The organism is Alcaligenes faecalis (assembly GCF_002443155.1).
Lineage (GTDB): Bacteria > Pseudomonadota > Gammaproteobacteria > Burkholderiales > Burkholderiaceae_B > Alcaligenes > Alcaligenes faecalis.
In genome coordinates this window covers 2150820-2174711 of record NZ_CP023667.1, presented here as the reverse complement: position 1 = coordinate 2174711, position 23892 = coordinate 2150820, and the positions used below count along the sequence as shown (strand labels likewise).

Annotated in this window: 20 protein-coding genes; 12 read left to right on the top strand and 8 right to left on the bottom strand. The window is 57.7% G+C overall.

Annotated features, from left to right (window positions below):
* The first annotated feature begins 39 nt into the window (after window positions 1–39).
* The 10 genes from hfq to rpoD all read left to right on the top strand — a co-directional run bounded on the left by hfq (window position 40) and on the right by rpoD (window position 11858).
* The gene (gene hfq / locus CPY64_RS10245; protein ID WP_003799329.1) at window positions 40–276 is read left to right on the top strand and encodes an RNA chaperone Hfq; all 237 of its coding nucleotides are present in this window, start codon (window positions 40–42) and stop codon (window positions 274–276) included.
* Between the two features lie 78 nt (window positions 277–354).
* Window positions 355–1443: a GTPase HflX gene (gene hflX, locus CPY64_RS10240; RefSeq protein WP_042482200.1), complete on the top strand. Its 1089-nt coding sequence runs from the start codon at window positions 355–357 to the stop codon at window positions 1441–1443.
* A complete protein-coding gene (gene hflK / locus CPY64_RS10235) occupies window positions 1427–2743 on the top strand; it encodes an FtsH protease activity modulator HflK (protein ID WP_042481533.1) in 1317 nt (438 codons plus the stop codon). The genes hflX and hflK overlap by 17 nt, the downstream gene beginning before the upstream one ends.
* Window positions 2744–2752: 9 nt before the next feature.
* Window positions 2753–3640, top strand: coding sequence for a protease modulator HflC (gene hflC / locus CPY64_RS10230; protein WP_042481531.1), 888 nt, complete (start codon window positions 2753–2755; stop codon window positions 3638–3640).
* A gap of 170 nt (window positions 3641–3810) precedes the next feature.
* Window positions 3811–4968, top strand: a complete 1158-nt coding sequence (locus CPY64_RS10225; RefSeq protein ID WP_042481528.1) for an ATP phosphoribosyltransferase regulatory subunit — start codon at window positions 3811–3813, stop codon at window positions 4966–4968.
* Window positions 4969–5042: 74 nt separating this feature from the next.
* Window positions 5043–6338 carry an adenylosuccinate synthase gene (locus CPY64_RS10220; RefSeq protein WP_009455867.1) on the top strand — a complete coding sequence of 432 codons (1296 nt, stop codon included), beginning with the start codon at window positions 5043–5045 and terminating at the stop codon, window positions 6336–6338.
* 154 nt (window positions 6339–6492) lie between these two features.
* Entirely contained in the window at window positions 6493–7038 is a 546-nt protein-coding gene (locus CPY64_RS10215) for a phosphoribosyltransferase (protein WP_021446480.1), read from the top strand.
* Window positions 7039–7160: 122 nt separating this feature from the next.
* Window positions 7161–7373, top strand: coding sequence for a 30S ribosomal protein S21 (rpsU, locus tag CPY64_RS10210; RefSeq protein WP_003799344.1), 213 nt, complete (start codon window positions 7161–7163; stop codon window positions 7371–7373).
* Window positions 7370–9376 (top strand): DNA primase, encoded by a 2007-nt coding sequence (gene dnaG / locus CPY64_RS10205; protein WP_042481520.1) that lies wholly within the window; start codon window positions 7370–7372, stop codon window positions 9374–9376. Before rpsU ends, dnaG begins: the two co-directional genes overlap by 4 nt.
* A 259-nt stretch (window positions 9377–9635) precedes the next feature.
* Entirely contained in the window at window positions 9636–11858 is a 2223-nt protein-coding gene (gene rpoD, locus CPY64_RS10200; protein ID WP_042481518.1) for an RNA polymerase sigma factor RpoD, read from the top strand.
* A 221-nt stretch (window positions 11859–12079) separates the two neighbouring features.
* Here the strand turns inward: rpoD and CPY64_RS10195 are convergent, their stop codons facing one another.
* The 7 genes from CPY64_RS10195 to xdhA all read right to left on the bottom strand — a co-directional run bounded on the left by CPY64_RS10195 (window position 12080) and on the right by xdhA (window position 21746).
* Entirely contained in the window at window positions 12080–13384 is a 1305-nt protein-coding gene (locus tag CPY64_RS10195; RefSeq protein WP_052362880.1) for a sensor histidine kinase, read from the bottom strand.
* 3 nt (window positions 13385–13387) lie between these two features.
* Entirely contained in the window at window positions 13388–14062 is a 675-nt protein-coding gene (locus CPY64_RS10190) for a response regulator transcription factor (protein WP_042481516.1), read from the bottom strand.
* 59 nt (window positions 14063–14121) lie between these two features.
* Entirely contained in the window at window positions 14122–15423 is a 1302-nt protein-coding gene (locus CPY64_RS10185; protein WP_042481513.1) for a methyltransferase family protein, read from the bottom strand.
* Between the two features lie 186 nt (window positions 15424–15609).
* Window positions 15610–16935 (bottom strand): guanine deaminase, encoded by a 1326-nt coding sequence (gene guaD, locus CPY64_RS10180; protein ID WP_042482197.1) that lies wholly within the window; start codon window positions 16933–16935, stop codon window positions 15610–15612.
* 25 nt (window positions 16936–16960) lie between these two features.
* Window positions 16961–17929, bottom strand: coding sequence for a xanthine dehydrogenase accessory protein XdhC (gene xdhC, locus CPY64_RS10175; protein WP_042481511.1), 969 nt, complete (start codon window positions 17927–17929; stop codon window positions 16961–16963).
* The gene (gene xdhB, locus CPY64_RS10170) at window positions 17926–20253 is read right to left on the bottom strand and encodes a xanthine dehydrogenase molybdopterin binding subunit (protein WP_042481508.1); all 2328 of its coding nucleotides are present in this window, start codon (window positions 20251–20253) and stop codon (window positions 17926–17928) included. Before xdhB ends, xdhC begins: the two co-directional genes overlap by 4 nt.
* Window positions 20253–21746, bottom strand: a complete 1494-nt coding sequence (gene xdhA / locus CPY64_RS10165; protein ID WP_042481507.1) for a xanthine dehydrogenase small subunit — start codon at window positions 21744–21746, stop codon at window positions 20253–20255. The genes xdhB and xdhA overlap by 1 nt, the downstream gene beginning before the upstream one ends.
* Before the next feature lie 143 nt (window positions 21747–21889).
* Here xdhA and CPY64_RS10160 point away from each other — a divergent pair, with 143 nt between their 5' ends.
* Both CPY64_RS10160 and CPY64_RS10155 read left to right on the top strand, forming a co-directional pair.
* The gene (locus tag CPY64_RS10160) at window positions 21890–22831 is read left to right on the top strand and encodes a LysR family transcriptional regulator (protein WP_042481505.1); all 942 of its coding nucleotides are present in this window, start codon (window positions 21890–21892) and stop codon (window positions 22829–22831) included.
* A complete protein-coding gene (locus tag CPY64_RS10155; RefSeq protein WP_042481501.1) occupies window positions 22828–23586 on the top strand; it encodes a LamB/YcsF family protein in 759 nt (252 codons plus the stop codon). The genes CPY64_RS10160 and CPY64_RS10155 overlap by 4 nt, the downstream gene beginning before the upstream one ends.
* On the opposite strand, the gene CPY64_RS10150 is transcribed toward CPY64_RS10155, so the two are convergent.
* The gene (locus CPY64_RS10150) at window positions 23587–23775 is read right to left on the bottom strand and encodes a DUF3008 family protein (RefSeq protein ID WP_009458869.1); all 189 of its coding nucleotides are present in this window, start codon (window positions 23773–23775) and stop codon (window positions 23587–23589) included.
* Window positions 23776–23892: the final 117 nt, after the last annotated feature.

Below are 23892 nucleotides of genomic sequence, written 5' to 3'. Positions count from 1 at the left end.
TTCCATTTCTGGAAAAACAACATAACCGGAGCCTCACCAATGAGCAATAAAGGGCAAATTCTACAAGACCCGTTTTTGAACGCGCTGCGCAAGGAGCATATCCCTGTGTCGATCTACCTGGTCAACGGCATCAAGCTGCAAGGTCAGATCGAGTCCTTCGATCAGTATGTCGTACTGCTGCGCAATACAGTCACTCAAATGGTGTATAAGCACGCGATCTCTACCGTCGTTCCTGCACGCCCTGTTACTTTGGCTGCGGATGAGCAGGCTGAATAAATCCTCACCCAGTTCTTTGTACTCTGAAAGACCCGTCTCGCGGTGCCCGCGGGCGGGTCTTTGTTTCTGGAGCAAGCGTTGAAGGCACTGGTAATTAGTGTGGATATGGGCGAGCTGGACTACAAAGCCCATGCCGAAGAGTTCGTCATGCTGGCCGAAGGCGCTGGCGCCCAGATTATGGAGCAGCTGGTCGTGCGTCGCTCCCGTCCGGATTCTGCCTACTACATCGGTACAGGCAAGCTGGAGGAGGCCGTCGCTCTGGCCAAGGCAACCGGCGCCGAAGTGGTGCTGTTTGACCATGCCTTGAGCCCAGCGCAGCAGCGTAACCTGGAGCGCAAGCTGGAATTGCGTGTAGTCGACCGGGTTGCTCTGATTCTGGACATCTTTGCCCTGCGAGCACAAAGTCACGAAGGTAAATTACAGGTGGAGCTGGCGCAGTTGCAGCACCTGACGTCCCGATTGACCCGGATGTGGACTCACCTGGAGCGGCAAAAGGGTGGTATTGGCATGCGTGGTCCTGGTGAGTCGCAGCTGGAAATGGACCGCCGGATGATTGGCGACAAAGTCCGTACCTTGCGCGAACGTCTGGCCAAGGTGCAGCGTCAACGCAGCACTCAGCGCCGGGCCCGTTCCCGTAGCGGCACCTTGTCGGTGTCATTGGTGGGCTATACCAATACGGGCAAATCCACCTTGTTCAATACCTTGACTCGGGCGGATGCCTACGCAGCCGACCAGTTATTTGCAACTTTGGATACCACCACGCGTCGTATCTGGATTGAAGGGGCAGGGCAGGTTGTGATTTCGGATACGGTGGGTTTCATTCGTGAATTGCCACCCACCTTGATCGCGGCTTTCCGGGCCACCTTGGAAGAGACCGTCCATGCAGATTTGTTGCTGCATGTGGTCGATGCAGCCAACCCTCAACGCGATGAGCAAATCGCTGAAGTTCATAAGGTTCTGGAGGACATCGGGGCCCATGAAATACCTCGTATTTTGGTCTACAACAAAATTGACCAAGCCGGCTACGAGCCACGGGTAGAGCGGGACGAACATGGTACTATTGCCCGAGTCTTTGTTAGCGCTTTAGAGCGCATCGGATTGGATGGTTTGCGTGCAGCAATCGTCGAATCAGGTCATTTCGCGGAAAACAATGCGTCTGAACAATAAAATATTCAATCTCAATGATCCCGGTTGGGGACGAGACAGTGGCAAAAACGGTTCCGAGCCACCTCGCCGCCCCGAGAAACAAGATGGCCCGCCTGACCTCGACGAGGTGTGGCGTGACTTCAATAGTCGCTTGGGATCTTTATTTGGCAAAAAGGGACGTCGTTCCCCTCCTGGCGGTATGCCTCCAGGTAGCGGTAATGGCCCCTCCATCCCTAAAGGCTCCCCCAAGCTGCTGATTATCGGTGGTGTGGTGGCAGTCGGCCTGTGGATGGCCAGTGGCTTTACCATCGTGCAGGAAGGTCAGGTTGCCGTGGTGACTCGTTTTGGCGAGTACACCAAAACCCTGAATCCCGGTCTGCAATGGCGTTGGCCCGCTCCCATCGAAGATCACCAAACTGTCAATATTTCCCAGTTGCGTACCTTCGAGGTGGGCTACCGCGGAAGTGCGCGCAATAAAGTCCTGCCTGAATCCCTGATGCTGACAACCGACGAGAACATCGTTGATATGCAGTACGTGGTTCAGTATCGCTTGTTGCCTACGGGTGCGCCGGACTACCTGTTCAACACCAATAATCCGGACGAATCCGTACGTCAGGCGGCAGAAACCGCCATGCGTGAAGTTGTGGGCAAGCAGCCTATGGACTCCGTACTGTATTCCGGCCGTACACAGATTGCCTCGGACGTGCAGCAACTGGCTCAGTCCATTCTGGATCGTTACCGTACTGGTATTCAGATCAGCACCGTGGCGATTCAGAACGTGCAACCGCCCGAGCAGGTTCAAGCGGCTTTTGACGATGCCGTCAAGGCCGGCCAGGACCGCGAGCGTCAGATCAACGAAGGTCAGGCTTATGCCAACAAGGTATTGCCCGAAGCCGCTGGTCAAGTGGCACGCATGATGCAGGAGTCCGAAGGTTACAAGGCTCGTGTGATCGGTGATGCCAAGGGTGACACTGCACGTTTCGGCAGCGTCGAGGCCGAGTACGTGAAGGCTCCCGGTGTAACGCGGGATCGTCTGTACCTGTCCACGATTCAGGAAATCCTGGAGAGCACCAGCAAGGTACTGGTTGATACCCGTAGCGATAACAACATGATCTATCTGCCTTTGGACAAGATCGTGCGTCAGGTGGGCAGCCGTACCGATATGGAGCCATCCGCTCCTGTCGCCTCGGCTGCTTCGCAAGGACAGATCGGCCGTCCAGCTCCGGCTGCGGCGCCTAAAGCGCCTGCGCCAGGCAATCCAGCCGGTCTGGATACCTCGCTGGGCTCTTTGGTCAGTCCTTATTCCCCATACGCACGCTAGGAGAGCTTGATGCAACGTTTATTTCCTGCTCTGGTGGCCCTGGCGGTAATTGTCGGTTTGCTGCTGTCTTCCGTATTTATCGTGCGTGAGCGCGATGCGGCTCTGGTTTTTGCCCTGGGTGAAGTGCGCGGTACCATCACTACCCCCGGCCTGTACTTCAAACTGCCGCCACCCTTTGAAAATGTGGTGTTCCTGGACAAGCGTCTGCAGACGATTGAAACCAAGGATCCCGAGCGTATTCAGACGGCTGAAAAGAAAAACCTGCTGATCGACTCATACGTCAAATGGCGTATTTCCGATCCACGCCTGTTTTACGTGACGTTCGGCGCAACGGACCGTGGTGCTGTAGAGCGTTTGCAGGCCCAGATTCGTGACGCCCTGAACGCCTCGGTGAACGTACGCACGGTAAAAGAAGTGGTCTCAACCGAGCGTGATGCCATCATGCGCGAAGTGCTGACCGCTGTTGAGGCTCGTGCCCGTCCTTTGGGTGTGGAAGTCATTGACGTGCGTTTGCGTCGTATTGACTTCGCCCCCGAGATTTCGGAATCGGTTTACCGTCGTATGGAAGCCGAACGTACACAAGAAGCCAACCGTTTGCGTGCAACCGGTGCCGCTGAAAGTGAGCGTATCCGTGCCGAAGCCGAACGTCAGCGTGAAGAGTTGCTGGCCGACGCTTACGCCCAGGCCCAGGCCATCCGTGGTCAGGGTGATGGTGAAGCCGCGGCCATTTACTCCGATAGCTATGGCAAGAACCCCGAGTTCTACCGTTTCTACCGCAGCCTGGAAGCCTACCGCAGTGCTTTCAGCAAACAGACCGATACACTGGTCATCAGCCCTGACTCTGATTTCTTCAAGTATTGGGGCCAGCAAGGATCGCCCGCAGCACCTGCGAACTGATCCCCGCTAGAGAACTTAGGGCCGTTGGGTGTTCCACCCGCGGCCCTGATCGTTTATACTAGCGTGTAAGTTACTAACACCACTTCGCATGCGACTTAGGCGGCTTACAGGCCCCAAGTCGCTTTTTGTTTGGCTGGAACTTTCGTTTATAAGTAGTCCGAGGCACGAGTATGTCCAATTGGTTGTTGCCAGAGAGCCTGGCTGATATCTTGCCTGCAGAGGCGCGCCGCATCGAAGAGCTGCGCCGCGATTTGCTAGACTTGTATCGTACTTACGGGTTCGAACTGGTAGCTCCGCCCCTGGTGGAGTATCTGGAATCCCTGCAAGCGGTTTCTGGCACAGATCTGAATCTGCGTACCAGCAAAGTCGTCGATCAAATCTCGGGTCGTACCATGGGCGTACGCGCCGACATGACCCCCCAGGTAGCACGTATTGATGCTCACTTGCTGAATCGTGAAGGCGTGACTCGGCTTTGTTACTGTGGTTCGGTCTTGCATGCCCGTCCGGCTGGTTTGCTGTCGGATCGTGAGCTGCTGCAGATCGGCGCGGAAATCTTCGGCCATGCCGGTATCGAATCCGATCTGGAAGTGGTGCAACTGGCGCTGGAAAGCGTGGGTCGGGCTGGGGTGCGTCATCCTCGCCTGGACTTGAACTATCCCGATCTGGGACGCTTCCTGATCGAGCGCGATCCTATTTTGAAAACCCGCGTGGCAGAAGTGTGCGAGCTTCTGAACGCCAAAGATGTGTCGGGCTTGCGCGCCCTGGGCCGTGAGTCGGGCTGTCTGCCTGAGACCACCCGTTACTTGCTGGCTTTGACCTCGCTGTACGGCGATGGCAGTGTGCTGGAGCGTGCCCGCAGTGTTCTGCCGGACGAGCCCGAAGTGCGCGAAGCCCTGGGCAGCCTGCGCAGCTTTATTGATGCCTTGCCCGGCCACGAGATTACGGTGGACCTGGCTGATATCGGCAGCGGTTATGCCTACCATTCAGGCCTGATCTTTTCGGTCTACGCCGAAGGCTGGCACGATGCTCTGGTCAAGGGCGGACGCTTTGACGGTATCGGCCGCATGTATGGTCGTGCCCGTCCTGCAACTGGCTTCAGCCTGGATCTGCGCAAGCTCTCGGCTGGCCTGGCGCCGGCTCAGGCTGCCCGCGCGGTACGTGCCCCCTGGGGCAATGATGCGGCCCTGATAGCAGCGGTCAAGCAGTTGCGTCAAAACGGTGAAATTGTGATTCAGATGCTGCCCGGTCAAGAGCTGAATCTGGATGAATTCGTGATCGACCGCGAGCTGGTCTCGTCGGACGGTCAGTGGCAGGTTAGGGCGCTGTAAGCCAGACGGCTTGTAGCGTTGGTGATTGTTATCGGTCCGGCACCGTGCCGGCCTCCTTTATTCTGATACTAGACATGAGCAAAAACCTTGTGGTGATTGGCACCCAGTGGGGTGACGAAGGCAAAGGCAAGATCGTCGACTGGCTGGCCGAGTCCGCGCATGGCGTGGTTCGTTTCCAGGGTGGGCATAACGCTGGCCATACATTGTGGATTAATGGCAAGAAGACAATTCTGCGCCTGATTCCTTCGGGCATCATGCACGAGCACGTCACTTGCTACATTGGCAATGGCGTGGTGCTCTCGCCCGAAGCCCTGCTGACCGAAATTGCCGAGCTGGAAGCGGCCGGTCTGGACGTGCGTTCGCGCCTGCAGATCTCGCCTGCTTGCCCGCTGATCCTGCCCTACCACATCGCTGTGGACCAGGCTCGTGAAAAGCGTAAAGGCGACGGCAAGATCGGTACCACCGGTCGCGGTATCGGCCCTGCCTACGAAGACAAGGTGGCACGCCGTGCCCTGCGTGTTCAGGATCTGTACGATCCCGAAATCTTCGACGAGAAACTGTCCGAAGCCCTGGATTACCACAACTTCGTGCTGACCCAGTACCTGGGCGCCGAAGCCGTCTCCGCCGAGCAGGTTCGTGATCTGGCCATGAAACACGCTGAGCAGCTGGCTCCTATGGTCGCTGACGTCTCCAACAACCTGTACCAGGCCAAGAAAGCAGGGCAGAAGCTCCTGTTTGAAGGTGCCCAGGGCGCACTGTTGGATATTGACCACGGTACTTACCCCTTCGTCACCAGCAGCAACTGCCTGTCCGGTGCCGCTTCCGCAGGTTCGGGTGTTGGCCCTCAGGAACTGAGCTACGTGCTGGGTATCGCCAAGTCCTACACCACGCGCGTGGGTTCGGGTCCATTCCCGACCGAGTTGCTGGATGATACCGGCATGCGTCTGGCTACCGTGGGCAAGGAGTTCGGTTCCGTAACGGGTCGTCCGCGTCGTTGTGGCTGGTTTGATGCCGCCGCCATGAAGCGTTCGGTCATGATCAACGGTATTTCCGGTCTGTGCATCACCAAGCTGGATGTGCTGGACGGCGTTGAGCAAATCAAGATTGGTGTGGGTTACCGCTACAAGGGCGAGTTCCTGGACGTGCTTCCCTACGGCGCACACGCGGTTGCCGAAGCCGAGCCTGTTCTGGAAGAAATGCCCGGCTGGACCGAGTCCACCGTAGGCGTGACCGACTACGACAAGCTGCCCATCAACGCTCGTCGTTACCTGGAACGCATAGCTGAACTGTGCGATGTGCCTATCGACATGGTTTCCACAGGGCCAGATCGCAACGAAACCATCGTATTGCGCGATCCGTTTACCAAATAAGCGATTTATCGCGGTATAATGCCTTGCACCGTTGTACGGTGCGTACAGAGCGGCCTGAAGGGCCGCTTTGTCGTTCTGGACGCTGCGTTGGCCTACCAGACTCTTGTTTTGCAGGTACCAAAGCGCAGCTAGTGCATTTATATCTGGAATACATATGAGTCTGCCCCCAAATAGCGATACTGATGAATGGGTTTCCTGGGAACAATACAATCGCCTGATTGAACAATTGGCCCTGAGCATTCACGAATCAGGCTGGAAATTCGACAAAATTGTTTGCCTGGCCCGAGGCGGCATGAGAGTGGGAGACGTTATTTCGCGCATCTATGATGTACCCCTGGGCATTTTGGCCACCAGCAGCTATCGCGAAGCGGCTGGTACCGAACAGGGCGATCTGGATATTGCGCAATACATCACCATTACCCGTGGCACTCTGGATGGCAATGTGCTGCTGGTGGATGATATGGTCGATACCGGCAAGACTTTTATGCGTGTACGTGATCACCTGCGTGCACAGTTTCCCGCGATCACCGAGCTGAAAACTGCCGTTTTGTGGTGGAAAGGCCACGCCCAGGTCGACCCGGACTACTACGTGTCCAAGTTGCCCACAAATCCCTGGATTCATCAGCCTTTTGAGGACTACGATAGCATTCGCCCTCATCAGCTGGACGCCTGGATTCGCAAGGGTACTGGCCAGGCTTGATCGCTGGCATTCAGATAATTGGTGGATAGCCTAATGGCACCTTGCTTGGTGTATGCCTGCAATCGTGCTACCATATTGGGCTATCTGTTACGCTAACTCTTTTTACAAAGGTCAGGGATTACATGTCCATTGTTCGCCTGAAAGAAAACGAACCCTTTGAAGTTGCTCTGCGCCGCTTCAAACGCACTATTGAAAAAACCGGTCTGTTGACCGAGCTGCGTTCGCGCGAATTCTACGAAAAGCCAACGGCTGAGCGCAAGCGCAAGCACGCTGCCGCCGTGAAGCGTCACTACAAACGCATCCGCAGCCAGCAACTGCCTCCACGCTTGTATTGATCCCTGAATCTTTTGTTCAGGAACTGCTCGCCCGTGTCGATGTCGTAGATGTCGTCGGGCGATATGTGCAGTTGCGCAAAGGCGGGGCCAACTTGCTTGGCCTGTGCCCTTTTCACAACGAAAAATCCCCTTCATTTACAGTCAGTCCGACCAAGCAGTTTTACCATTGCTTCGGTTGTGGCGCTCACGGATCGGCTATCTCGTTCCTGATGGAACACACAGGGGCTTCATTCCCCGAGGCGGTACGCAGCTTGGCTGGGTCCGTCGGAATGACTGTGCCCGAAGCAGATCGCACCCCACGCCAACGTGCTGCCGATGCGCGTCGTAAAGACGAACTATCGCGCCAGCATCATATTCTTGAGACGGCACAGGGGCATTACCTACGTCAGCTAAAACAATCTCCCATTGCTATCGACTACCTGAAACGTCGTGGCCTGGATGGGGAGACGGCTGCCCGTTTCGGCCTGGGCTGGACAGGCACGGAGCGACGCGGGCTATCGGCTGTATTTCCGCAGTACGAAGACAAGCAACTGGTTGAGTCCGGCCTGGTGATCGAGTCCGAGGATGGTCGTCGCTACGACCGTTTTCGTTCGCGCGTCATGTTTCCGATCCGCAGTACCAAGGGCCATATCATTGGCTTTGGTGGCCGTCTGATCGAAAAAGGCGAGCCCAAGTACCTGAACTCGCCAGAAACCACGCTGTTTTCCAAAGGACACGAGCTGTACGGCTTGTGGGAAGGACGTCAGGGCATACGCAAAGAAGGCTTTGTCCTGATTGTTGAAGGTTATATGGACGTGGTGGCGCTGTCGCAACATGGCTTGCACAATGCCGTAGCGACTCTGGGCACCGCGACTACTGAACACCACATCACCAAACTGATGCGCGCCAGCGACAGGTTGGTGTTTTGCTTTGATGGTGACAGGGCAGGGCGCAAAGCTGCCTGGCGTGCCTTGAATACCTGCTTGCCCCTGGTTCGTGACGACGTATCCATCCGTTTCATGTTCCTGGCGGATAACCACGACCCGGATTCTTTTGTTCGTGAGTACGGCGCGGAAGCGTTTCGCGAGCAAGCCCAGGGAGCCGCCGCTTTATCGCGCTTTTTCCTGGATGAGCTGGCGGCTCGCCATCGCATGGACGAGGCCGAAGGCCGTGCGGCCTGCGTACACGAAGCGTTGCCTTTGCTGCTGGAGCTGGCTGACAGTACCTTGAAAGTGCAGATTCAGCACGAATTTGCCCGTATGGTGTTGTTGACGCCGGACGAGCTGGCACAGCGCCTGAGCACGGTAGAGCCGGTGCGTCGACCGGTTGTCGACACGCCACCGGCGCAAGATGGCCTGGTTGCCAGGCCTGCCGTACCGGTGCAGCCTGCGCCCGCAACGGATGAGATGGCCCCGTTTGAGGATGGTTTTGACGGCTCCTTTGCCGACAGCCTGCCTATGGATGGCTGGCAGGACGAGCCCGATTGGCAGCCTCAGGAGCAATATCAGGAGCGGCCAGCATCAGGTCGCGGCAAGGGTGGCAAGAATAACCGTCAGCGGCAAGAGCGCGCAGTCCTGGGTGGCAGCCGTGCCGTGACCCCCATGGCCAAGCGATTGCTGCGCTTGCTCATTGGGCATCCCACCTTGGTGGGCGAGCTGGGCGATCAACAACTTGAAATTTTGGCGCAAAGTCCCCACTTACGTTTAGTGCAAGAGCTGATTGCCTTAAGCAATATCAGCTCGGCGCGTCATGCAGGCGCTTTGCTGGAGGCCGTGGACCCCGAGTCCGATCTGGCTCCTGTGCTGGAGGCGCTGGCTACGGAGCTTTTGGGCGAGGAAGAATTGCCTGATCCCCAAGGCGAATGGCGTGATGCGCTGCATCGCATCGAACTGGATGCGATCAAGGCAGAGCAGTCGGCATTGGTCGCTACGGGCTTGCAAGAGCCCGAACAGCGTCAGCGTTATCAAGAATTGACACGCCGTATTGCTTTGTTGAATGCTGCTTATACTCGGCAAGTGAAGTAAAATATTGGGTTATGTGTTGTGTTTGTGGCCGGCCAGGGGGTTAAAACTGGTACGCGAGCAAATGCGGCGGGTTAGCGGATTGTGAACCACCTTATGCCTTGAGCCCATGAGCCAGGGATTAAATGACTTAGGGTTCGCTCGCGCAACACGCCCAGGAGCAAGCCGGTTGTGGACACGCGCATCATCAGGCTCTTGCCTGTACGACTCGGTGGCTACATATTTAGTGCCACAGGGGTAAATGGCGTCTATGGAAGAAAATATGACTCAAACGACTGGTAAAACCTCGACGACGGTCTCTCGGTCTGCTAAGAAAACCTTGGCCGCGACAGCAAAATCAGGGGCATCAAGCTCGGTAGAGCTCGATGAGCTTCACGAAAGTGGAGAGCCAGGCGCAGCGCCTGCCAAAAAGGCAGCTAAAAAGGCGGCTGCTAAAAAGACGGTAGCTAAAAAAGCAGCTGCCAAGAAAACAGCGGCTAAAGCCGCTACCGGCGGTCGCCGTGGACGTCCTGCAAAAAATGCCAATAACGACGGTATCGACTTTGTCGATGACGACGAAATGGGCGAAGAAGAGGTCATTCCTGATCTCAAGCCGGTGGCCAAGCGTGGTGCCAAGCGCGCCAAAGCCGAAAAAGACGTTTTCGGTGTACGTGGCCAGTTGAGCCCTGAAGAACAGGAAGCACGCCGCAACCGCCTCAAGGCCCTGATCAAGCTGGGCAAGGACCGCGGTTACCTGACCTACAGTGAAATCAACGATCACCTGCCCGATGATCTGGTGGATGTCGAAGCCATTGATGGCATTATCGGCACCTTCAGTGACATGGGTATTTCGGTTTACGACCAGGCTCCCGACGCTGACACCTTGCTCATGAGCGATAACGCGCCCATGGCATCCAGCGACGACGACGTTGAGGACGAAGCTGAAGCCGCTCTGACTACCGTGGACTCTGACTTCGGTCGCACGACTGACCCTGTGCGTATGTACATGCGTGAAATGGGCTCGGTGGAACTGCTGACCCGCGAAGGTGAAATTGAAATCGCCAAGCGTATTGAAGATGGCTTGAAGCACATGGTGATGGCGATTGCCGCGTGCCCAACCACGGTTAACGAGATCCTGGCTTACGTTCAGCGTGTACGCGAAGGCGTCATGCAGATCGACGAAGTGGTTGACGGTCTGGTGGACGATGATGGCGAAGAATACGCCGGTTCCGGTGTAACCGCTGACGACGAGGACGAAGGTCCAGCCGGCGGCATGAGCAGCAAGCAGATTGAATACCTGCGCAACAAGTCGCTCAAGAAATTCGACATCATTGGCGAATGGTTTGACAAGATGCGCGTGTCCTTCGAGTCCGAAGGCTACAAGAGTGCAGGCTATGTACAAGCCCAGGAAACCATCCTGAACGAATTCATGGGCATTCGCTTTACTGCCAAGATGGTGGAAAAGCTGGCCGACACCATGCGTGAGCAGGTTGCCATCGTGCGTCAGCACGAGCGCGAAATCCTGACCATCTGTGTGGATCGTGCTGATATGCCACGTGCACACTTCATCAAGGCTTTCCCCGGGAACGAAACCAATCTGGATTGGGTGGTGCAGGAGGTGGCTGCAGGCCATCCTTACAGCTCCATTCTGGAACGTCACATTCCTGCCATTCAGGAAGTTCAGCAAAAACTGATCGACCTGCAAACCAGTGTTGTGCTGCCGTTGAAGGACCTGAAAGAAGTCAACAAACGCATGACCACGGGTGAAGCCAAGGCACGTAAAGCCAAGCGCGAAATGACCGAGGCCAACTTGCGTCTGGTGATCTCTATTGCCAAGAAGTACACCAACCGTGGCTTGCAGTTCCTGGATCTGATTCAGGAAGGCAATATCGGTTTGATGAAGGCAGTGGACAAGTTCGAATACCGTCGCGGCTACAAATTCTCCACATACGCAACGTGGTGGATTCGTCAGGCCATTACGCGTTCGATCGCTGACCAGGCTCGCACGATTCGTATTCCGGTTCACATGATCGAGACGATCAACAAGATGAACCGTATCAATCGTCAGATCCTGCAGGAAACCGGCGTTGAGCCCGATCCCGCAACCCTGGCCCAGAAGATGGACATGCCCGAGGACAAGGTTCGCAAGATCCTGAAGATCGCCAAAGAGCCTATCTCCATGGAAACGCCTATCGGTGACGATGACGATTCCCACCTGGGCGATTTCATCGAGGACAACAACACCGTTTCGCCATCGGATTCCGCTTTGCACGGTTCCATGCGCGATGTGGTGAAAGATGTCCTGGATTCCCTGACGCCACGCGAAGCCAAAGTGCTGCGTATGCGTTTCGGTATCGAGATGAGCACCGACCAGACTCTGGAAGAGGTGGGCAAGCAGTTTGACGTAACGCGTGAGCGTATTCGTCAAATAGAAGCCAAGGCATTGCGCAAGCTGCGTCATCCTAGCCGCGCCGACAAACTGAAGAGCTTCCTGGAAAGCCAGTAAGTCTTTAGCAAGTCTGCTTGGGCAAGATAAAAAGCCCGGTCTGAAAAGACCGGGTTTTTTTGTGCTCATTGCCCGGCCTTGTGAAATGACTTTTCAAGGAGTGGACGCTGCTGTCGATACAAGCTGACTTGTTCTTTGGGTTTGCCTGTTGCAATGGGTTTTTGTTGCTCTTGGCGACGCTGTTAGCGCAAATAAGATCGCGGTTTCAAGGCATCAAGATATCAGGACGGATCCAGATCCAGCTTGAATATGCAGCCCTTGCCATCCGGCCCACTTTGCACGCTCAAGCTCCAGCCCTGGGCCAGTGCCAGTTGGCGTGCCAGTGCCAGGCCTATGCCTCTGTGGCCTTCTTCGCGCAGCCCTGTCGCCAGTTGTTTGCCCTGGCTGAAGTGACGCTCAAATATCAGGATTTGATCTTGCTTGGCGATGCCCGGGCCGTCATCTTGCAAAGCCAGGACTGAGGGAGCAATCCAGCTTAGTTGCAGCTTGCAGGGTGCGGCATGGTCGATGGCGTTGCGCATCAGGATACGCAGCAGCATGGACAGGGCATAGGGGTCCAGGGTGTAGAGCAAGGTATCGGGCACCAGGTTGCTCCAGCGTACTTTGTGGCTATCTGCATCCAGCAAGGCGACGGCCTGCCAGGTTTGCTGGGCCAGTTCATGGACCTCCACGTCGCGCACATGGCGCTCTGCGGTATAGGCAAGGCTTTCTGCAGCATCCAGGCTGGCAGTAACAGCGTCAGCTTGTGACATCATGCGTTGCAGGCGCTGTTGTTGTGGGCCTTCGGGCAGTTGCAGCAGCAAAAGCTCGCAGTCGCTGCGTAGGGCCGTCAGGCCAGTGCGTAGTTCATGGCCCAGATTGGCGGCGAACTCTCGCTCGTGGGTCAGCAGTTCTTCCACTTGTTCCTGCATGCGATTAAAGGCCCTGATCAGACGTCCTGCTTCATCGTCCTGATGTTCTGGCAGGCCGGAGCGGCCCGGTGCCCAGTTTTCCAGGTGGCGAGACAGAGTCAGCATGGGAGCCACGGCATGGCGAGCGACACGGCGGCCCAGCAAAAATACCAGCAAAATAGTTGCTGACCCGATAAGAATCAGGATCAGGCCGAATTCACGGACCCGATCTTCGTGAGGGGTGGCGCGGTACACCAGATACAACTGACCTTGCTCCTTGTCCTGGCGCAGCACGTGCCAGGTGTCGCTGCTTAGATGAAACTCGTAAATGCCCGGTTCGGGAACGCGGGCAAACTCGGGCAGATTATCCAGGGCCTGGCCTGGCAAGAACCAGTAGCTGTCCAGTTCGGCCCCCAAGGCTTCGCTGCGGTCGTAGGCGCTGTCGGGCAGCAAGGTGGGATTGCGTGCGTAGGAAACCAGCATGGCATTGACCATTTCGTCTTCCATACGCGCGAAGGCCACGTAGGCCAGCCCGCCCATGATCATGACCAGCAAGGTGGCAATCAGGGTCAAGGCCAAGGAGACCCGTTGGGTCAGGGTGCTCATGAAGCGGCTGCGACGCAGGGATTTGCGCATTGTTCAGTGTTCCGCTTGCAGACGCCAGCCCATGCCGGGCAGGGTTTCGATGGTGCCGGCACCTGCCTCGGACAAGGCGCGACGCAGGAGGTGGATCTGGCTGCGCAGTGCCTCGGGTGAGGGGGACCCTTGGGGCCATAGCGTTTTTTCCAGTGCCCGACGCGTCAGAATGGCTTGCGGGTCACGCAGGAAGGCTTCCAGTAGTTGGCGGGCTTTGAAGCTCAAGTGCAGCGCTTGTCCGTTTACCTGGACCAATGCGGAATCCAGGTTGTATTCCAGACCTTCCCAATGTAGTGAGCCGTGCTGTACCTGTGGCGGGCCGCGGCGCATCAGGGCGCGTAGTCGGGCTTCGACCTCGGCCAGGGCAAAGGGCTTGATCAGGTAATCGTCGGCCCCCAGGTCAAAGGCGGTGAGCTTGCTCTCCAGCTGGCTGCGGGCAGTCAGGACCAGGGTGGGGATGGGGGTTTGCCGAGACTGACGCAGCGCCTGCAGAACACCGAAGCCGTCCAGGCCGGGGAGGCCCAGATCCAGTACCAGCGCATCAAAATCCTGATCTTGCAGCAATGACAGCGCGCCATTGCCATCATAGGCAGCATCAACCGCAAAGCCTTTCAGCTCCAGATAGGTGTACAGGTTTTCAGCAATGGTCGTATCGTTTTCGACAATCAGGACACGCATGACAGCTTGTTCCGCAGGGTTGGGACAGTTCTTGTGCAGCTTACTTTACCGCAAGGCAATCAGGGTAGACGTAGTAGTACGGGGACCCAGCCGTTGATCTGCAGCCACTGCGCCAAGGCAAAGACGGGCCAGATCAGGAAGTAGGGCAAGGCGTCGCGCAAGGTGCGGGCCAGTCCCGTCAGGGAGATTTTCAGCTCGGTCGGGCTGTTCCACAGGCTCAGGCGTGGCGCCAGACGAGGGACACGTTGGCAGTAGGCCTGATAATCCTGGCCAAAAACTTTGTGCAGCAGAACCTGTTCTTCGTCGATCACATTGTTGAAGACGGCGTAGACAAACAGGGCCAGCACGGGACCAAGCAGCAGGCTGCCGGACAGGGCGCCCATGCCGGTGACGGCGCAGAGGGAAAACAGGTATAGCGGGTTGCGGCTGATGGAGTAGGGGCCTTGGCTGATCAGGCTGGAGCCTTTATGACCACCCAGGTACAACATGCACCAGCAGCGGCCCAGGACGGCAATCAGGACCAGCCCCAGACCGGCCATGCGGGTGAATTGAAAGACCAGCGAGTTGGCAGCCCACGTGGAGGCGAAGAAAGGCAGAATCACGACCATCAGGCCACCAAACACTGCCAGGGTGCGGCGGCGTTGTACCTGAATGCTGGCCAGGTGCTCCCAAGCCTGTTCGACTGTTGCCCGTTCGCTATGGGCGGCCGTCCAGCGTTTCCGGTTCACGATCAAGGGATAGAAAGCAATGCTTCCCAGTAACCAGACAATCGCCAGCGAAGCAAATACCTGCGTCAGATTGATGCGTGCCTGATCTGCCTCCAGCAGGCCCAGCAAAAAGGCGCACAGCAAACCGGCCAGCAGGCCGCCCCAGCGCAGCCGAGTCTGGTTCAAGGCCCAACCGGCAAAATACAGGTGCAGCAGGCCAGCGCCTACGGCGACGATGGCTCCCACTTCCAGCAAAGGCTTGATCTCAGGCATCCAGCGATAGAGAAACTCCAGATGCCGGGAAGAGACTGAGTGTTGCAAGAGCAGCATCAGCAAAGGGACGAGCAGGAATAGACTGGTGCCCAAGAGCAGAATGCGTTTACTTGGCAACGCTTCTTGGCCCCGCAAGCGCAGCAGTTTCCAGGCGACAAAGGACAAACTGGCAGCGGCAATCAGGCCGGTCAGCAGGCCTTGGGCCTCTTTCATTTCATGGGCCATATGGCCCGGTTGCTGACTGGATGCCAATAAGGGATTGAGCGGGGACCAGTCTTGAGTCAGGCTGGCCAGCCAAAGAAACAGAAAGCTTACCCCCACAACCTGCGTCAGCAGATAGAACAGGGAGTTGCGTTGCACCAGTGTGGATGTGCCGGACATAGTGAAATCTCGCCAATACGCAGGGGAGCCGGGGTTGGCTCCTTGCAAACGAGATCAATGTAGCGGTGGCTCCGTAAAATCCGCGTTAAATTGCCGAACGCCTGTGGATGCGTGTTGGGGGAGGAACGTTCCTGGCGGCAGTTTGAAGGATTGGAACTGCCAGCCAGGAACGTATTTCAGCGCTGATTAGTGATCGCGCTGATGCACGCAGCGGCCTGCGCTGTAGCTGGCCTGAATGCAGCGATCGTCACCCAGCAGGGCCAGCATGAACAATTGCTCTTCCAGCGAGTTCAGCATGGTGCTGCGGCGGGCCATCAAGGGGGTGGCCTTTGGGTCCATCACGATAAAGTCAGCCTCGGCACCCGGGGCCAGCGTGCCGATTTGACCCTGCAGGTCCAGCGCACGGGCCGCCCCTTCGGTAGCCATGTAGAACATGGACGCGGCAGTCAGGTGGTAGTTGTTCAGACGGGCCACCTTGTGCGCCTCGTTCATGGTGCGCAGCATGGAGAAAGACGTACCGCCGCCCACATCGGTGGCCAGGGTGTGCAGCACCTTGCTTTGGCGAATGGACTGGAAATCGAACAGGCCGGAGGCCAGGAACAGGTTGGAGGTAGGGCAGTGGGCCGCGATACTGCCGGTTTCGTGCATGCGGGCGCGGTCCTGCTCATCCAGCCAGATACTGTGGCCGTAGATGGCTCGGGGGCGCAGCAGACCAAAGCTGTCGTATACGTCCAGGTAGCTGCGGTTCTTGGGGAACAGCTCGCTAACCCATTTGATCTCGTCCTTGTTTTCTGCCACGTGGGTTTGCAGAAACACATCGGGGTAGGCGCGGGCCAGTTCACCACAGGCGGCTAATTGCTCCGGGGTGGAGGTGGGCGCAAAACGGGGGGTCAATGCATACAGTTGGCGGCCCTTGCCGTGCCAGCGCTTGATCAGATCCTCCGAATCGCGTGCGCCCGACTCGGCGGTATCTTGCAGATAGTCGGGGCAGTTGCGATCCATCATCACTTTGCCCGCAATCATGCGCAGATTGCGTTCGTGGCTTTCTTCAAAGAAGGCGTCCACGGATTGACGGTGCACACTGCCGTAGACCAGGGCGGTGGTGGTGCCGTTGCGCAGCAGTTCGTCCAGAAACACGCCAGCTACTTCGCGGGCGTGTTCGCTATCGCCAAAACGGCCTTCAGTGGGGAAGGTATAGGTTTCCAGCCAGGGCAACAGGCCGCTGGAGGGAGAGGCAATAATGTCGGTTTGCGGAAAATGCAGGTGGGTGTCGATCATGCCAGGCATGATGATTTTCCCGCTCAGGTCCACGGTTTTTGTACCGGCCGGCAGGCTCTGCGACAGTTCGGCCCAGTCGCCACAGGCTTGAATCTGGCCCTGTTCGTTGACCAGCAGCAGACCGTCACTGTGATAGCGCACGGCTTCGGCAGGATCTTCCAGCGTGGCGGGGTCCGCTACAAAGTACAGCAGTTGGGCACGGTAGGCGCAGGCGGAGTGTAAAGAGGTAGTCATAGTGTCCTTGAAGTCGGAGGTCGCATCAGCGACTGAGCTGGCCCATTTCATAGGCATGAGCCAGCAATTCGGCGGCGACAGCCACGGCAATAATCGAGGGGGCCTTGCCCTTGATACCTGGCACGCCAATGGGGCAGACCAGTTCCTGAATACGGGATTCGGGCATGCCGCGTCGTTGCAGCCGGCGCTCGAATTGACGACGTTTGGTCATGGAACCGATCAGGCCCACATAGGCCGTATCGGGCCGGCGCAAGATCTTTTGGCACAGCGCCAGATCGAGGCCGTGATTATGCGTCATCACCAGAAAATAGCTATTGGTTGGGGCTTGTTCAATCAGGGCATCGGGGATGTCGGTAATTTCCAGGCTGACATTGCTGGGCACCTGATCGGGAAACAGCTCGGGGCGCTCGTCAATCCACAGAACCCGGCATGGCAGCGTGCCCAGAATCTGCACCAGCGCCTCTCCCACGTGACCAGCCCCAAATAGCAGAATGGTCAATGGTGGGGGCGGCAGGTCTTCCATCCAGACGCCTTGCGTGCCGTCGTAGTCCAGCCGGGATTCATCCACAATCGAAGGGCTTTGGATATCAACCTGCTTGTTGCCGTCCGAGAGCAATTGCGAACGGCGGCTGGTTGCCTGACCGGCCCGCACGGCGCTGTCCAGTTCTTGCAGCCAGCTCAGATCTTCCTCACCCAGGGTTTCGTACAGCAAGGTAACGACCCCGCCGCAACACTGGCCCAGACTGGGGCCCAGTGGCAGGCGGCTCATGCTCCAGCCGGGGCCGGAGGGCTGGCCGAGCATGACACGCGCCTGTTCCGCTGCCACCCATTCCAGGTGCCCGCCACCAATGGTTAGCCACTGCTCAGTTTGACTGAACAGCATGGCCGTACCTGCGGTGCGCGGGGTGGAGCCTTTGGCCAAGGCCACCGAGCACAAAACCAGCCGCTCGCCCGCTTTTATGCGGGCGAGGGCAAGAGAGGGCCAGCTGCTCATTTCGCTTTGCGAATAGTGGCAACAGCCCGCATGACGGCTTCTGCGGTGGCAGGCGCGTTCAGCACGGGTTCGATCTGGTAGTTGCCGACACTGGCCACTGCATCACGTATCGCGTTAAAGACGCAGAACGGCAGCAGCAAAGGGGGCTCGCCTACGGCCTTGGAGCGGTGAATCGAATCCATGGCGTTGCGGCCATCGAACAGATTGACGCGGAAGTCCATGGGGCAGTCGCTGATGGCCGGGATCTTGTAGGTTGACGGTGCATGCGTGGTGAGCTTGCCTTGGGCATTCCACACCAGCTCTTCTGTCGTCAGCCAGCCCATGCCTTGAATAAAGGCGCCCTCAACCTGGCCAATATCCAGGGCCGGATTGATGGATTTGCCTACATCATGCAGCACGTCGGCACGCAACAGACGGGACTCTCCGGTCAGCGTGTCGATCAGCACTTCAGCCACGGCGGCTCCGTAGGAAAAGTAGTAGAAGGGGTTGCCCTTCATGACTTTGGAGTCCCAGTGCAGGCCAGGGGTGGCGTAAAAACCATCGGACCATAACTGGACACGGGCCTGGTAGGCGTGTTCCACCAGTTGGAAGAAGGGCATGGTCTGGTCACCGATCTCGACCTGACCGCGCTCGAACTTCACGCTGGACTCTTCAACCGAGAACAGTTGGGCCGCCACCGTCGTCAGGCGCTGGCGAATCTGGTAGGCCGCATCCTGGGCGGCTTTGCCGTTCAAGTCTGTCCCCGTGGACGCGGCGGTGGCCGAGGTGTTGGCTACTTTGGTGGTATCGGTTGCCGTGACCCGGATGTGCTCCAGATTCAGGCCCAGTTCATGGGCTACCACCTGGGCCACCTTGGTGTTCAGGCCCTGGCCCATTTCCGTACCACCGTGGTTTACCAGGACGGTGCCGTCACGATAGACGTGAACCAGAGCACCAGCCTGGTTAAAGGCGGGCACGTTAAAGGAAATACCGAATTTCACCGGAGTCAGCGCCAGACCCTTTTTCAGAACCGGGCTGCTGGCATTGAATTGACGAACCTGCTCACGACGCTGACGGTATTCGCTGGTTTCTTCTAGCTCGGCCACCAGCTCGTGAATGACGTTATCGACCACGGTCTGATCGTAAGGCGTCACATTACGGTCTTCTTTACCGTAGAAGTTGATGCGGCGTACATCCAGCGGATCTTTGCCCAGACGGCGGGCAATGGTGTCCAGGGCCACTTCCATCACCAAGGCCCCTTGCGGGCCACCAAAGCCTCGGAAGGCAGTGTTGGATTGGGTATTGGTGCGACCACACAGCGCGCTCATCTCTACATCAGACAGGTAGTAGGCATTGTCAAAGTGACAGATGGCGCGGGTTGCCACGGGGCCGGACAAGTCGGCGGAAAAGCCCGAGTTGGCGGTCATGTCCAGACGAGCACCCAGCAGGCGACCTTCGTCGTCGTAGCCAATATCGTATTCGTAATAGAAACCGTGACGCTTGCCGGTAATCATGAAGTCGTCGTCGCGGTCAAGGCGCAGCTTGATCGGGCGTTGCAGCTTGACGGCAGCCACACTGGCTACGCAGGCGTACAGGGCTGATTGGGACTCCTTGCCACCGAAACCGCCGCCCATGCGACGGCATTCCACGTGTACCTTGTGCGCGCCAATGCCCAGACAGTGGGCAACCAGCTGCTGCATTTCCGACGGGTGCTGCGTGGAGCACCAGATATGCACGGCGCCATATTCCTTGGGCACGGCGTAGGAAATCTGGCCTTCCAGGTAAAACTGTTCCTGGCCATTGCACTGGAAGGTGCCTTGCAGGCGGTGCGGAGCCGATTCCAGTGCTTTCTTGGCATCGCCCTGCTTCAGGCTCATCAAGGGCAGAACACCGGCGTTTGCCGCCTTGGCCTCTTGCGGAGTCAGGATGGCAGGCAGCTCTTCATAGGTGATTTTTCCCAAACGTGCGGCACGGCGTGCCTGGTCGTGGGATTTGGCGATCACCGCAAAAATCGGCTGACCAAAGTAATGCACCACGCCATCGGCCAAAATCGGGTCGTCATGCAAAATCGGGCCGCAGTTATTCGCGGCCGGAATGTCAGCAACGGTTAGAACGGCAATGACGCCGGGTGCCTGACGGACGGCGTCCAGATCCACTTCCAGCAAACGGGCATGGGCTTTCTCCGACATGCCCAGCGCAATATGGGCCGTGCCCTGCAATTCGGGCAAATCATCGGTATACGTGGCGGTGCCGCTCACGTGCAGGTCTGCCGACTCGTGCAGAAAGGACACGCCGACTCGTTGGGCCGTAGCGGTGTTCAGGTGGTCGATATTGTCAATTTTCATCACAAAGTCTCCAGGCTGGCTTGAGCTCGGTGAAAGACATTCAACTGGGCGGGACTCAAAGCGTGTTCAGGGTGGGTTTCCAGGAAGAAGCGGTACAGCAAATTGGCCGCACTCTGATTGCGGTATTCGCTGCTGGCACGCATGTCGCTCAGGGCCTGGTAGTCCTGTTGCAGCGCCTGCATGGCCGCTTGTACGTTTTCTTCATTCCATTCCTGGCCTTGCAGCACTTGTTCAGCGTGGCTGGCCCGTTTTGGCGTGGCCGCCATGCCGCCAAAAGCAATGCGGGCCTGTTTGACGATTTTGTTATCCAGCTCCACGGCAAAGGCGGCACACACGGCAGAAATGTCCTGGTCGAAACGCTTGGACAGCTTGTAGGTGCGGAACTGCCATTGGCCCTTGCTGCGTGGGACCAGCAGGCCTTGCACGAACTCGCCCGGCTCCATGGCGGTTTTCTGGTAGGCCAGATACAGGTCCTCCAAAGGCAGGACGCGTTCGACCGCGCCTTTGCGCAGTACCACACGAGTACGCATGGCAATCAGGGCAGGCATGGAGTCGCCAATAGGCGAGCCGTTGGCCACGTTGCCGCCCAAGGTACCGGCGTTGCGGATAGGGAAGGAGGCAAAGCGCTGGCGCAGTTCCGTCAATTCGGGGTGGTCTTTGATCAGGGCATCGAAAGCATCGTTCAGCAGCACGCCTGCACCAATGTAAAGATCGTCCCCGGTGGTTTTCAGTTCGCGCAGCTCGGCCACCTGACCGATATAGATCAGATGCGGCAAATCGCGGAATTGCTTGGTCACCCACAGGCCAATATCGGTGCTGCCAGCCAGAATGCGTGCTTGCGGATACTGCTCACGCAGCTGGGCCAACTGGTCCAGCGTACGGGGGGCGTGGAAGGTTTGGCCCTGATATTCATAGGCCAGCATGCCGTCCTGACGAATGGCGCGCAGCTTGTTCTCAATGGATTGGCGATCCATGCTGACAGCCGGATAGCTGTGCATGGCCTTGGCCGCATCAATAATGGGGCGGTAGCCGGTACAGCGGCACAGATTGCCCGAGAGCACATCGTCGATCTGTTCTCGGGAAACCGGGCCGTCCTCGGGCGAATGCGTCATGTACAGGCCCCACAGCGACATGATGAAGCCGGGCGTACAAAAGCCGCACTGGGCACCGTGCCAGTCCACCATGGCTTGCTGCACCGGGTGCAGGGTGCCATCGTCCTGGCGCAGATCCTCAATGGTGTAGAGCGCCTTGCCATCTAGCGTAGGCAGCAGCTGGATACAGGCATTGACGGCGCGCAATTGCAGTTGATTGTTCTGGTCCAGTTCGCCAATCATGACCGTGCAGGCGCCGCAATCACCTTCGGCACAGCCTTCTTTGGTGCCGGTGCAGTGCAGATCCTCACGGATATACTGTAAAACGGTTCGCGTGGTCGGGGCCTGAGCCACTTCCTGTACTTCACCGCGATAAATAAAACGAATTGGTCTTGTCTCCATGATCTCACTCGACTGGTTTTTTACGGATCGAAGATAGCATTTGCTTAGGACGCGAACATTTGCTTGGAATGATGTTCACTATATAGGCGTATGAGTGTCTACACCGATCAACGAGGCGGGCCAGCGCTTGTATTATTTAAACCATGCCAAAATTACGAGAACAACTAGACCTGCATTTGCTGCGGGTATTGCAGTCGCTGCTCAAGGAGCATAGCGTCTCGCGCACGGCTATCCGCTTGGGCATGTCCCAGCCAGCCGTCAGCAATGCCTTGCGGCGCTTGCGTGAAATCACGGGCGATCCGATTTTGTTGCGCGGTAAAAAGGGAATGGTGCCTACCGAGCGCGGTCCTTTTTTGCTGGCGCATGCCACGGAAGCCCTGCAAGCGATCGAGCGAATTTCTGCTACCGCGGAACCCATGGATCCCAGTCAGTCTACCCGGGTTTTCAACCTGGGGGCACCGGACTATCTGGATGGGGCCTTTATCCCGGATATTGCGGAGCGGGTGCGTCGTCAGGCGCCCCAGGCCCGCTTGGTGGTTCATACCATCAATCCCGATCTGGACTACGTGCAGGCCCTGGAGGAGGGCGAGCTGGACGTGGTGATCGGCAACTGGCTGGAGCCGCCGGAAAAGCTGCACCTGGCGCGTCTGTTTGATGACGAGGTGGTCTGTATGCTGGGCCGCCATCACCCGCTCGCGCAGCGCGGGTTGTCTTTGCAGCACTATCTGGAAATGCCCCATCTGGCTCCGTCTGCCCACGTGACCGACAAGCGCGGCTTTATTGACGGCTGCCTGGCCGAGCAGGGCATCAGCCGTCAGGTACAGATGGTGGTGCCGTATTTCGGCCTGGTGCCCGGTATTTTGAGCCGCACGGACATGGTATTTACCACTAACCGTCAGTTTGCCGAGTACTATGCCCGCATTCTGCCAATTACCGTGTTGCCTTGTCCGGTTCATTTTCCGCTGATGCGTTTTTACCAGCTGTGGCATCCGCGCACGCATAATGCGGCAGAACTGCTGTGGTTCCGGCGTTGCATTGCCCAGGCCGCAGGCAGGTTGGATGGATTATCAGAGGGAACTCCATGAGCTTGAGTATTGATTTGAACTGCGACATGGGCGAGAGCTTTGGCCCCTGGGTCATGGGCCATGACGAGCAGGTGATTCCGTGGGTGACGTCGGTCAATATTGCCTGTGGCTTTCATGCCGGCGATCCCGGCACCATGCGCCAGACAGTGGCCCTGGCGCTAAAGCATGGCGTCAAGCTGGGAGCCCACCCTGGCCTGCCGGATCTGGCCGGCTTTGGCCGCCGGGTGATGGCGGTCACCCCCGAGCAGGTCTATGACATGGTAGTGGTTCAGGTGGGGGCCTTGGCGGCCGTTGCCCGCACCCAGGGCGCCGCCCTGCATCACGTCAAGGCACATGGCGCTCTCTACAATATGGCCGCCCGCGATGCGGCACTGGCAAAAGCCATTGCCCAGGCGGTGGCCGATATTGATCGCAGCCTGATTCTATATGCGCTGGCAGGCAGTGTGCAGGTGCAGGCCGGGCGTGATGCGGGCCTGACGGTAGCACAAGAGGTGTTTGCCGACCGTAGCTATCAGGACGATGGCAGTCTGACACCCCGTCAGCAAGCCGGCGCCATGATTACCGACGCCGATCAGTCCGTGCAGCAAGTGATGCAGATGATAGAGCAAGGCACCGTTACCAGCCTGTCAGGTAAAACGGTGCCTTTGTCAGCCGATACCCTGTGTCTGCATGGGGATCAGGCGGGTGCGGCCGAGTTTGCGCAGCGTTTGCATCAGGCCTTCGAGCAAAGCGGCGTGCGCGTTCTGGCGGTCTGATTACTCTTTGTGCTCAGGCAGATTGCGGCGCGCGGTATCGGTGCTGGCCAGTTCTTCCAGCTCCTTGGTACTCATGGTGTTGTACATTTCCAGCGATGCGCCTTTCAGACTGGCTACAGGAGTTTCTCCGCGTTTGGCGGACAAGGCTGCACCGGCAGCTTTTTGTTGGGCTTGAGATAAAGCAGGCATGAAGCACCTCCGTTAAAGAAAAGTGGTCACGCCTTAAGTGTGCCAAATGAAAAAGACGGCAAAGCAAGCAAATGTGAAGCTTGTTTGCCGTCTTGAACAGAGATCGGGGGCAGGGCG